Here is a 12,372-nt window from a genome sequence, read left to right as displayed (position 1 = left end):
CAGGCATCCGATGCACTGCAGCTTTTTCCTTGCTTATTTCTCCAATTTCTGTCGGCACTTCGCAAAGAATTTCTCGTTATCGATGACGAAACGTTCGTGAATTCCTTCTCCGATTACTTCTTTTTCGTCCTTTGCCTTTACGGTGAAGACGATGCGGCGGCGATCCACCTCCGTAACTTCAGCAGTGCAGGTGACTTCCATGCCCACCGGCGTGGCCGCCAAGTGGCGCACATCAATTCGAGTTCCCACGGTTCCCTGACCGTCTTCCAGAAGGTTCTGCACCGCCTCTTGTGCGGTTCCTTCCATCAGCGCAATCATGGATGGGGTGGCCAGCACCTCCAGCGCACCGCTTCCCATCGCTGCAGCGGTCATCTCCGGGGTGACCGTAATCTTTTTCTTGCAAGTAAGTCCCGTTTGAATCATAATTTACCTCGTGTTTCTGAAATGTTTAAGTTTAATTTATAGTTTGGCTCCTATAATTATTACACCGAACACGTGAGAACGCAATCTTGACATTCGCACACATGAGTGTTATCGTAAAATTCATGCGTATAATGCGAATTGAAGATTCATATTATAGAAAGGTTTATGTGTATATGCAAAAAGAAGTTTTATGGAATCAATATTCTCCGGAACAGGAGAAGGAAATGGCTTCGGTGTGCAGTCGGTATATGACCTGCTTGGATGAAGGAAAGACGGAACGGGAGAGTGCTCGCTTGACTGTTTCCATGGCGGAAGAACAGGGATACCGAAATCTCCGGGATTTGGTGCAGAAGGGAGAGCCTCTGACCGCCGGGGACAAGGTGTACTATATGTACAACGAAAAGCTGATTGTTCTGTATCATATCGGCAAGGAGCCCTTGGAAGCCGGAATGAACATTCTGGGGGCGCACATCGATTCACCGAGAATGGATGTAAAGCAGAATCCGCTGTATGAGAACGGTGGATTCGCTTATCTGGACACCCATTATTACGGCGGCATCAAGAAGTATCAGTGGGTGACGCTTCCGCTGGCAATTCACGGAGTTGTGGTTCGGAAGGACGGCAGCCGGGTGAATATTTCCGTAGGAGAGAAGGATACGGATCCCGTATTTACCGTTTCAGATCTGCTGATTCACCTGTCTCGGGAGCAGTTGACGAAAACCGCCTCGAAGGTTGTGGAAGGGGAATCTCTGGATATTCTGGTTGGAAGCATCCCGCAGGGTGAAACGGACAGCGAAGAGGAGAAGAAAGAGAAGAAGGACACCATCACCGCAAATATCTGCCGAATTCTGGAAGAAGAGTACGGTTTTGAAGAAGAAGATTTCATTTCTGCGGAACTGGAAGTGGTGCCGGCGGGCAAAACCAGAGAGCTGGGCTTTGATCGGAGCATGATTATCGGTTACGGTCAGGATGATCGAATCTGTGCGTTCACATCTCTGATGGCGTTCCTGGATGAAGATGAGACACCGAAACGCACATCCTGCTGTATTTTGGTAGATAAAGAAGAAATCGGTAGCGTCGGTGCCAGCGGCATGCATTCCCGAATCTTTGAGAATACGACGGCAGAGGTTCTTCATCTGTTGGGACATGCGGACAGCATCTCTCTTCGCCGGACGCTTCAGAACTCCAAGATGCTTTCCTCCGATGTGAGTGCTGCGTACGACCCGCTGTATGCCTCCGTGTTTGAAACAAAGAATGCGGCGTACATGGGGAAGGGACCGGTATTCAACAAATTCACCGGATCCGGCGGAAAGGGAAATTCCAGCGATGCCAACCCGGAGTACATTGCAGAAATTCGCCGGGTGCTGGGGGATGCGAACGTTCAATTCCAGACGGCGGAGATGGGCAAGGTGGATGCCGGCGGCGGCGGAACCATCGCCTATATCATGGCCAACTACGGCATGGAAGTCATCGACTGCGGGGTTGCTATCCTGTGCATGCACTCACCGTGGGAGGTTTCCAGCAAAGTGGACGTCTATGAGACCTACCGCTGCTACAGAGCGTTCCTGACCCATATGGAATAATCGAAAACGCTCGCCCATCATTCGCGAAATATCGGCCTAATCGGCGGTATTGATATAATTAGTTGTATTTTTTTATGAAAATAGAAAGAGGACTGAATTCAATGGAAAAGAAACTGCTTAAGAAATCCAAATTTGCTGTTACGCTGTATGTAATCTCCGGACTGCTGACGCTGTACACCGTGTACATGCTGTACAGCACGATTACCTACCTGACCAACTACTTCTCCCAGTACGGCACATCCTTTATGTCCAACTTTGGAACCGCCATCGGTTATATCCTGACCCAGTGCCTGGTATATCTGGTCTATGCGATTCTGGTGTTTGCGGCAGCAAAGATTTACAATGAAGTGAGAAAAGCGAATCCGGACAACTACCTTTCCGAGGCAGAGTCTAAGGCTATCCTGAGAGCAAAGGAAGCGAAGAAGATTGCGAAGGCGGAGAAGAAGGCTGCAAAAGCAAGTGTAGAGGAAGCGAAGGTAACCGAAGAAAAAGCAGAAGCAGCGGAAGAGGCAGAAGTGAAAGAAGAGACCGCTTCGGAAGAGGAATTGGAAGAAGAGTGCGAAAAATAATTAATTGTTTTTCGGAATACAATTCAAGACAAAAAAATAAGAATGAAAAAGCGGTTGAAAACATTCGCCGCTTTTTTCTTTTGCTTTAAAGGGAAAAGCGACGGCTTAAAATTTTTATATCCCCAAAATTTTAAAATTTAAGGAATTAACATTTGATTTTTAAAATGGGGGGGTATAATATGAATAAAGTTATTTGATAATGGGGGTGTAACTATGGGGAATTTACCACATATCAATGTCGATGCTACAGGGAAGCAGTTAAAGCGGATTCGAAAAGAGCACAACTTTTCGGTTCAGGATATTCAGCGTCAGATTGGGTTGATTTCGGCTCAGGCGATATACAAATGGGAGCGGGGTCTGGCACTGCCTTCGCTGGACAATATCGTAATCCTGGCGAAATTGTACAAAGTCACTCTAGATGACTTGTTGGTAATCGAATAGTTAATTCAACGGTTGGGGAATCGGATTCTTTCGGGAATCCGATTTTCATTTTTTGATAAATACTGGTATAATGGTGTGTAAAAATATTGAGACAAGATAGGTTAGAAAAATGGAAAACAATTACGAAGAACATCGGACGCGTGCGGATCGAATTCAGAAGGACATTGACACCCTGGGCTCTTACAGCAGCGTGAAGACCATCGGATGTACCCGCTACACTTACACAAAGGAATTTGCGCAGGCGCGGGATTACATCAAGCGGGAAATGGAGCAGGCCGGTCTGGAAGTCCGGGAAGATGCCGTTGGCACGGTAATCGGACGGTTGGAAGGAACGAATCCGGAGCTTCCGATTATTATGACGGGCAGCCACTTCGACACGGTAAAAACAGGCGGTCGTTATGACGGCGCGGCCGGCGTGGTTGCGGCACTGGAAGTAGCGAGAACGATGCATGACGAGGGTTTCCGTCCGAAGAGAAGCATTGAGTTCGTCGCTCTTCCGGAGGAAGAAGGCGGCCGTTTCGGTTCCGGATTGATGGCCAGCAGAGCCATGTGCGGAAAATTATATCCGGATGAATTGGAACATCGGGATGAGAATGGCGTAACCCTGGCAGAAGCGATGAAGGAATACGGATTGGATCCGAATGCGATTGAAACGGCACAGAGAAAGCCGGAAGAGATCGGAGCGTTCCTGGAACTTCATATCGAACAGGGACCGATTCTGGAGAAAGAAGATGTAAAGGTGGGCATCGTGGAATCCATCGTCGGATTCCGATGCTTTGAGGTGCATGTACACGGACGTTCGGATCATGCCGGAAATACCCCGATGAACATGCGGGCGGACGCATTCCTGGCCGTGGCAAGAGCCGTAACGGCGGCAACGGCGAAGGCAGAAGAAATCGGTGAGAACACCGTGTTCACCTGCGGCGAAGTTCACGTAGCGCCGGGTGCGTTTAACATCGTGGCGGAAGATGCTTGGATTAAAGTAGACTGCCGAAGCCGGAAGATTTCCAATGTGGATCGGGTACTGAAGGTGTTCTGGGAATCCATGGACAAGAGCGTACGGGACTCTGAGGGTCTGTCCTATACGAAGGAACAGAAGGTCCATGCCAACCAGGTGGAGATGGACGAAGAAATTCGGGAGATGATTGAAGAGAACGCCCACAAAGCCGGCATCCGGACATGGCACCTCCTTTCGGGTGCGGGACACGATGCCATGGTAATGGCCTCCATCGCACGAACCGCCATGATTTTCGTACCGAGCAAGGATGGCAGAAGCCATGTGCCGGAAGAATGGACGGATTGCGAAGACCTGCAGAAAGGTACGGAAACCCTGTACCGCACAATGCGCGAGATGGCGGAAAAGGAATAGAACATGCCTTTCGTAAAAGTAAACGGCACCCACACCCTAGAGTGCGCTTCTGGCTTGAACCTTATGACACTGATGGTGCGAAGCGGGTACGAGCTGAACAACGCCTGTGGCGGGAGAGGGGTGTGCGGTAAGTGCAAGGTTCGGATTCCGAACACTTCGGAGTCCGAATTCTCGAAAACGGAGAAGATGTTTCTGACACCGGAAGAGCAGCGGCAGGGAATTCGCTTGGCCTGCATGGTGCGAGTCCGGCAAGATCTGGAGGTGGAAACCCTCTCTCGAGAAAAGGAATATGCCGTTCTAGCAGAGGGGCATCTTCCGGAATGGGCAGCGGAACAATCGAAAGACCCCGCGAAATCCGGCGAATACGGCATTGCGGCGGACGTCGGCACCACCACGGTGGTGTGCCGTCTGATTCATCTGGAAACGGGGAAAACGGCAGACACGGCGGCATCCGTAAACGATCAGAAGAAGTTCGGTTTGGACGTACTGAGCCGAATCAGCTATGAGCAGGATCATCCGGAATTCGGCCGGAAAGAACTGCAGGACGCTATCGTGGGAAATCTGAATCGTCTGATTGAGGAAATGTGCCGGCGGCAGGAGCTTTCCCCGGAAAGCATTCGGCGAATTGCAATCAGCGGGAACTGCACCATGGTGCACATGCTTCTGGGTGCGGATGCAGTGCCGCTTGGAAAAGCCCCGTTTATTCCGGTGCTGAAGGGGGCGCAAAGATGCTTCGCCGGAGAGATCGGTTTGAAGCCGGAAGGAGCGGAGCTGTATTGCATTCCGGCGGTATCCGCCTATATTGGCGGGGATATCGTCGCCGGTGCGTACATATGCGGACTGAAGAAACTTCCCGGTAACGTGCTCTTTGTGGATATCGGAACCAACGGCGAAATTGTTTTGGCTCAAGACGGCGAAATGAACTCCTGCTCCTGTGCTGCCGGGCCTGCCCTGGAGGGAATGAACATCCAACAGGGGATGAGAGGCGAGACCGGAGCCATTGAAGATGTGGAAATACGGCCGGATGGAATTCACTTGAAGGTCATTGGAGGAGGCCCGGCGGAGGGAATCTGCGGAAGCGGCATCCTCGCCGGGATTAATGAACTCCTTCGATGCGGTGTTCTCCGAAAAAGCGGTGCCTTTGTGCATCCGGACCGGCTGCCGGAGGGGGACGAACGAAAAGAATATCTGCAAGTGAATCCGGAGGACGGTACGCGCAGCGTGCGCCTTCAGGAGAACCCGGTCCCTGTGAAGATTACCCAAAAGGATATTCGCCAGGTGCAGCTGGCAAAGGGGGCGATTCGCTCCGGCATCGAAATCCTTCTGGAGAACAACGGACTGGATCCTTCTATGCTGGATGAGGTGATGATTGCGGGACAATTCGGATCCCATCTGCCGCAGGAAGACCTTACCGGAGTGGGCATCCTTCCGGAGGAAGTGCGGGAACGAATTCATTATGTGGGGAATACCGCCCTTACCGGTGCCGTGGCGGCCCTTCTTTCCGAAGGTGTTCGGAGAGAGATGGAGGCATTAGCCAAAGAAATCGGGTATACGGAATTGGGAGAAACTCCGGAATATGAGTATCGACTGGCGGAATGGCTGGAGTTTCCGAAATGAAGACTTTACTAAATTTGTACAGTTGCTTGCATAATGATATTTTTGTGGTATCATCATTACATGAGAAATAATGACGAAACAAAACAGAATCAGATGATTTCAATCGCCGAGGACGTGCTCCGGGCAGCGAAGGACCGAATCGTTGCCAACATGCGCTTTATGGACTCGGCGATTTTTGTGTTGCGGGAAAAGTGCGACGCGAATCGGGAGGGCGTGTTCGGTACGGACGGTGCGACATTGTACTATTCCCCGGATTACGTGATTTCCATGGGACGGGATGGGATATCGGAGATGACGTACGCCTACATGCACCTTTTGCTCCACTGCATGTTCCGGCACTATAAGAATCCGCCGGAAAATCGGCAGCTGTGGGATATCGCGGCGGACATGGCGGCGGAGGCGTTGATTCAATCTTTTGAGATGGATTCCTTCCGGCACTGTCGGGAGGAAGAACAGCGGGAGGCGCTGACTCAGGTTCGGCGGGAGACAGAAGGCCTGTCCGCAGAGCGAATTTATCGGTGGCTGGCGTCCGGAAATCGGAAGTTAGAAGAAGTGCATCAGCTGGAAGATTTGTTCCGGGTGGACGACCACGGTCTTTGGTATCCGGAAAATTCTAATTTTCTGAAGCCGGAGGACGTGCAGGATTCGGAAGAATCGAAAGATGAGAATCCCACCGAATTGCTGCGGGAGACTGATGTGCCGGATTGGGATCGTATCGCCCAGATGGTGAAAATCTCTTTGGAGACGGAAAACCGGGGTGCGGAGCGGGGAGAACTCCTCACCGCCCTCAACGCGCGAACGGAAAAGCACATGGATTACAGCACCTTTCTCCGGAAGTTCACCCTGTTTCGGGAGAACCTGAAGGTGGATGACAGCGCGTTCGATTATATCTTCTACACCTACGGGCTGGAGCTGTACGGCGATATGCCGCTGGTGGAACCGTTGGAGTACGCCGATGAACGAACCATATCGGATTTCGTCATCGTCATCGATACATCGGCGTCTACCCAAGGTAAATTGGTGGAGCGTTTCGTGCAGCGTACCTTCGACCTGCTGCAGGAAAGCCGGGAAATCAAGAATCGGTTCAACATTCACCTGATTCAATGTGATGCGGCGGTGCAGGAAGATCGCATCCTTCGCACCCGAGAGGATGTGCACCGGTATCTGGAAAACATGGAACTGAAAGGACTGGGAGGTACGGATTATCGGCCGGCCTTCCATTATATAAACAACCTGGTGGAACGAGGGGAGTTCCGGCACCTTCAGGGCGTGCTGTACTTTACCGACGGAAAAGGCATCTTTCCCCGCCGGAAACCGTCTTACGACACGGCATTTATTTTTGAGGACGATGCGGCGGCGTCGGAAGCGAAGGTTCCTTCCTGGGGAATGAAAGTGGTATTTGGAGGCAAGGATGAATATTGAAGAAGCAAAGAAACAGGTAAAATACGCGGTAATTTCATATCTGTCAAAGGACGAGTTCGGGGAATACCGGATTCCGGTGGAGCGGCAGCGGCCGATTTTTCTCATGGGCCCTCCGGGAATCGGAAAGACGGATATCATGAATCAGGTAGCGGAGGAGATGAACATCGCGGTGGTGTCCTATTCCATGAGCCATCACACCCGGCAGAGTGCTTTGGGTCTGCCGTTCATTGCGGACAAGGAATACGGCGGCCGGAAGTATCGAACCACGGAATACACCATGAGTGAAATCATCGCCAGCCTGTACGACGTGATGGAAGAAACGGGAAAGGCGGAGGGCATCCTCTTCCTGGATGAAATCAACTGCGTATCGGAGACACTGGCGCCGTCCATGCTGCAGTTTCTGCAGTACAAGGTATTCGGCCGCCACTCCATTCCCGACGGCTGGGTCATTGTCACCGCCGGAAATCCGCCGGAATACAACAACTCCGTGCGGGAGTTCGACCTGGCGACGCTGGACCGCTTGAAGCGAATCGATGTGGAGCCGGATTTTGGCGCCTGGTGGAAGTACGCGCAGAACCAGGAGGTACACACTGCGGTGCTCACCTATTTGGAAATAAAAAAAGATGACTTCTACTCTGTGGAGACGACAGTGGACGGAAAGGAATTCGTCACGGCCCGGAGCTGGGTGGATCTGTCTGACATGATGAAACTCTACGAGGAGCATGACATTCCGGTGAACTTGGAATTGATTCGTCAGTACGTTCAGAACGAACGAATCGCCCGGGATTTCTCCGCCTACTACGACCTGTTCTATCGCTACCGGAAGGATTACCGCATCGATGATATTCTGAAAGGCGCGGTAGAGGACGGCGTTCGGACGAGGGCGCAGGAATCATCCTTCGACGAGCGGATTACCGTGATTCGCCTTCTGATGGACTCGCTCTCGGGGAACTTCCGAAAGGTCAACGAATGGGGAGAAGCGCTGAATCGCTTTCTCCTGTCCATAAAAGAAAACAACCGCCGGCTGGCTGCCGCGTCCGTTCCGGAGGCGGTGGAGATTCTGCGGGAGACGGAAGAGACCATCGGTGCAAATCTTCGCCGGGAGAGAAAATCCAAATCCGTTTCCGCCAAGGAGCTTCGGCTGGAGAAACTCCATCTGAAATACCTGGAGGATCTGTCTCTCACCTTGCAGAGGGATTCCGTGGATGGAACGGCATCGGATCCGGTGTCTCTGATTCGAGAATTTATCGCGCCGAATCAGGCAGAACGAAAGAAGCTGGCGGGAGAAGCCGGAAACCGGTTGGAAGCCGCATTTGATTTTATCCGGGACGCCTATGGGGAGAACGAAATGATTATTTTTGTCACCTCCCTGACAGAAAACCGGGAAAGCGCCGGATATATCGGAACGTACGGGTCGGAGAGCTACTATAAATACAATAAGGAGCTGCTGCTGAACGACCGGGAGGACGAGCTGGTTCGAAAGATTCGGGAACTGGAGGTTTAATATGCCCACATTAATGCTTCGGGAAACGTTGATTAGTTACGATAATCGGTATGAGCATTACAGCGTGCCGGCCCATATTCGGAATATATCCGCCAACTGTTTCAATGAGCGGTGGGAGCTTCAGTGGCTGACGCTGCCGGAACACCTGGAGGAGCTGGGGGATAACGCTTTTCGGATGTGCATCAATTTGAAGCGCATCGATATGCCGGTACGCATTGAGAAGGTTGGGCGCGCGCTGTTCAGCTATTGCAGAAATTTAAAGTCCGTTTCACTGCCGGAGGGAATGGAAGAGATTGATTACGAGATGTTTCGGGAGTGCGGAGCGCTGCAGGAGATTGTTCTGCCGGATTCGGTGGAGCGGATTCACGGGAGCGCTTTCAGCAGCTGCGGAAGCCTGAAATATCTGTCCTGCGGTGCCGAGGTTTTCGCGCTGCTGCCGGAAAAAGTACAGCCCGCTGCGGCGTTGACTTATTTGGAACGGAAGGGGAAGGAGAATTCCCGGCTTCCGGAAATCTTTGAACGGTACGTTCAGGAGAAGAAGGAACTGCTCCTGGAGATGGGGATTCGGCGAAACGATGTGCGGGGGATGCAGTATTTGCTGGAGAACTCGGATCCGGACAGCGAGTTTCTGAGAAATTGCCAGGAAATCGCACAGCGGAATCACCGAACGGAAATCGGAGCGTTGATTCTGGAGGCGATGGAAAAGAACCGGGAATCTACGAGCGAGGGCGCTTTGGACTGGGACCCTTTCGGAGACTTGTAGAGTCGGAAAAATAAGGGGGATGAAAGCTTTTTTTAGCAGAAATAATTATAGACAAACCCCTTCGGTTATGGTATTATATTTGAGCTGATTAATTTTCATACCTCTGCTTCGGCGGTGCGCTGCTCCGGCGGCTGCGATGCTGAGGTGAATTGTAAGAAAAGGAGAAACGAAATGATTACAAAGGAAATCAAGAACAACATCATCGAAGAGTACAAGACACACGAAGGAGATACCGGCTCCCCGGAGGTACAGGTTGCAATTCTGACTTACAGAATCAACGATCTGAACGAGCACCTGAAGGAACACCACAAGGATTTCCATTCCAGAAGAGGTCTGCTGAAGATGGTAGGTCAGAGAAGAAATCTGCTGAAGTATCTGAAGAATACCGATATCGAAAGATACAGAAGCCTGATTGCTCGTCTTGGCCTCAGAAAATAGTTACTGGATAAAGCGGGAATCTTCCCGCTTTATTTTGTATTATAAGAAAAATCCCAAAGTTATAGTAAGTGATTAACAGGAAGGAGTTGTTAATTTAATGGGAAGATTTACAGATTATCGCACCTTTAAGACGGCACTGGGCGGAAGACTGCTGCAGTTCGAGATCGGAAAGGTATGCGAGCAGGCAAATGGACAGGTAACGGTTCGTTACGGTGAGACCGTAGTGAACTGCACAGCAACTGCATCGAAGGAACCGAGACAGGATATCGATTTCTTCCCGCTGAGCTGTGATTACGAAGAGAAGATGTATAGTGTCGGAAAGATTCCGGGAGGATATATTAAGAGAGAGGGTAAGCCGGGCGAGAAGGCCATTCTCACATCCCGTCTGATAGACCGTCCGCTGAGACCGCTGTTCCCGAAGGGCTTCCGGAACGACGTAGTGGTTGTGGCAAGTGCATGGAGTGTGGATCACGATTGCTCTCCGGAAATCGCTGCAATGCTGGGCTCTTCCGTCGCACTGGCAACATCGGATATTCCGTGGGATGGTCCGACCGCCGCTGTTGTAGTCGGCAGAGTAGACGGCGAACTGATCATTAACCCGACCTACGAGCAGAGAATGGCTTCCGATATCAATCTGACCGTTTCAGGTACAAAGGAAGCGATTATGATGGTAGAGGCCGGCGCAAACGAAGTTCCGGAAATGGAAATGTTGGACGCCATCATGTTCGGCCACGAGGAAATCAAGAAGCTTTGCGAATTCATCGAGGAAATCGTTGCCGAAGTGGGCAAAGAAAAGATGGAATACAAGGTATTCAAGGCTACGGAAGAAATCGATGCAGCCGTTCGTGAATTTGCCACCGAGAAGATGATCACCGCTATCAAGACTGTTGAGAAGCAGGAACGCATGGCCAACATGGACGCGGTTGAGAAGGAAACCAAAGAGCATTTCGCAGAGATTTTCCCGGAAGGAGAAAAGGATGTTGCGGAAGTTCTGTACAACATTAAGAAAGAGAACGTTCGTGCGATGATTCTGGATGACGGAATTCGTCCGGACAACAGAAAGTTGACGGAGATTCGTCCGCTCTGGTCTGAGACCGGTCTGCTGCCGAGAGCACACGGATCCGGACTCTTCAAGAGAGGTCAGACTCAGGTTCTGTCCGTTGCAACTCTGGCTCCGGAGAACGAAGCACAGAATCTGGACAGCATCGATATCGACCGCACCACCAAGAGATACATGCACCAGTACAACTTCCCGGGATACTGTACCGGTGAAGCGAAGACCAGCAGAGGTCCGGGCAGAAGAGAAATCGGACACGGTGCACTGGCAGAGAGAGCGCTTCTTCCGGTTATTCCGAGCGAAGAAGAATTCCCTTATGCAATTCGTGTGGTTTCCGAAGTTCTGTCTTCCAACGGTTCTTCCTCCATGGCATCGACCTGCGGTTCCTGCCTGGCACTGATGGATGCAGGTGTTCCGATTAAGAAGCCGGTATCCGGAATTGCAATGGGCCTGATCGAGGGCATCAACGAAGACGGCACCAGTCGTTACGCAATCCTCAGCGATATCCAGGGCATGGAAGACTTCCTGGGCGACATGGACTTCAAGGTAACCGGTACTCCGGATGGTGTTACTGCACTCCAGATGGATATCAAGGTACACGGTCTGTCCAGAGAGATTCTGGAGCAGGCACTGAACCAGGCAAAGGAAGGTCGTGCGCATATTCTGGAGAACATGCTGGAAGAGCTGCCTGAACCGAGAAAAGAACTGTCTCCGTATGCACCAAGAGTTATCTTCATGCGTGTGGATCCGGATAAGGTTCGTCTGGTTATCGGACCGGGCGGAAAGACCGTTAACCGGATTGTGGAGGAAACCGGCGTTAAGATCGACATCTCCGACGACGATGTGGGCAAGATCTGCATCTACAGTGAGGACATGGCCGGTGCGGAAGCCGCAAAGAGAGAAATCGAGCTTATCACGAAGGATGTGGAAGTGGGCGAAGTGTACACCGGTACCGTTAAGCGTATCATGAACTTCGGCGCATTTATCGAAATTCTGCCGGGCAAGGAAGGTCTGCTGCACATCTCCAAGATGGCAAACCATCGTGTGGAGAAGGTGGAAGATGTGATGAACATCGGCGATAAGGTTGAGGTTAAGGTTACCGAGATTGATAACCAGAACAGAATCAACCTGGTTCGCAAGGATCTGAACCGCCGCTAATTTCACAATGAAGTTGAAATAGTTCAGC

Annotated in this window: 11 protein-coding genes; 10 read left to right on the top strand and 1 reads right to left on the bottom strand. The window is 51.3% G+C overall.

Annotated elements, in window-relative coordinates:
• Positions 1-33: 33 nt before the first annotated feature.
• The gene (locus PUE40_RS06640) at positions 34-423 is read right to left on the bottom strand and encodes a thioesterase family protein (protein ID WP_154553666.1); all 390 of its coding nucleotides are present in this window, start codon (positions 421-423) and stop codon (positions 34-36) included.
• A gap of 173 nt (positions 424-596) precedes the next feature.
• Between PUE40_RS06640 and PUE40_RS06635 the strand changes: the two genes are divergently transcribed.
• From PUE40_RS06635 to PUE40_RS06590, 10 genes are all read left to right on the top strand, one after another.
• On the top strand, positions 597-2,006 hold the full coding sequence (locus PUE40_RS06635; RefSeq protein WP_277672275.1) for an aminopeptidase: 1,410 nt from the start codon (positions 597-599) through the stop codon (positions 2,004-2,006).
• A 101-nt stretch (positions 2,007-2,107) separates the two neighbouring features.
• Positions 2,108-2,575, top strand: coding sequence for a hypothetical protein (locus PUE40_RS06630; RefSeq protein WP_154553664.1), 468 nt, complete (start codon positions 2,108-2,110; stop codon positions 2,573-2,575).
• A gap of 213 nt (positions 2,576-2,788) precedes the next feature.
• Complete coding sequence (locus PUE40_RS06625; protein ID WP_154553663.1) at positions 2,789-3,016, top strand: helix-turn-helix domain-containing protein; 228 nt, start codon at positions 2,789-2,791, stop codon at positions 3,014-3,016.
• A gap of 109 nt (positions 3,017-3,125) precedes the next feature.
• On the top strand, positions 3,126-4,385 hold the full coding sequence (locus PUE40_RS06620) for a M20 family metallo-hydrolase (protein WP_277672274.1): 1,260 nt from the start codon (positions 3,126-3,128) through the stop codon (positions 4,383-4,385).
• Positions 4,386-4,388: 3 nt separating this feature from the next.
• Positions 4,389-6,002 carry an ASKHA domain-containing protein gene (locus PUE40_RS06615; RefSeq protein WP_277672273.1) on the top strand — a complete coding sequence of 538 codons (1,614 nt, stop codon included), beginning with the start codon at positions 4,389-4,391 and terminating at the stop codon, positions 6,000-6,002.
• 60 nt (positions 6,003-6,062) lie between these two features.
• Positions 6,063-7,424, top strand: a complete 1,362-nt coding sequence (locus PUE40_RS06610; RefSeq protein ID WP_277672272.1) for a vWA domain-containing protein — start codon at positions 6,063-6,065, stop codon at positions 7,422-7,424.
• Complete coding sequence (locus PUE40_RS06605) at positions 7,414-8,928, top strand: ATP-binding protein (RefSeq protein WP_277672271.1); 1,515 nt, start codon at positions 7,414-7,416, stop codon at positions 8,926-8,928. The genes PUE40_RS06610 and PUE40_RS06605 overlap by 11 nt, the downstream gene beginning before the upstream one ends.
• Position 8,929: 1 nt before the next feature.
• On the top strand, positions 8,930-9,691 hold the full coding sequence (locus PUE40_RS06600) for a leucine-rich repeat domain-containing protein (protein WP_277672270.1): 762 nt from the start codon (positions 8,930-8,932) through the stop codon (positions 9,689-9,691).
• A gap of 171 nt (positions 9,692-9,862) precedes the next feature.
• Positions 9,863-10,129, top strand: a complete 267-nt coding sequence (gene rpsO / locus PUE40_RS06595; RefSeq protein WP_154553657.1) for a 30S ribosomal protein S15 — start codon at positions 9,863-9,865, stop codon at positions 10,127-10,129.
• Positions 10,130-10,226: 97 nt separating this feature from the next.
• Positions 10,227-12,344: a polyribonucleotide nucleotidyltransferase gene (locus PUE40_RS06590; protein WP_154553656.1), complete on the top strand. Its 2,118-nt coding sequence runs from the start codon at positions 10,227-10,229 to the stop codon at positions 12,342-12,344.
• The last annotated feature ends 28 nt before the right edge of the window (positions 12,345-12,372 follow it).

It is taken from the genome of Mogibacterium kristiansenii (assembly GCF_029224645.1).
Lineage (GTDB): Bacteria > Bacillota > Clostridia > Peptostreptococcales > Anaerovoracaceae > Mogibacterium_A > Mogibacterium_A kristiansenii.
Note: the sequence above shows the minus strand (reverse complement) of the source record. Positions and strands in the feature narration are given on the sequence as shown.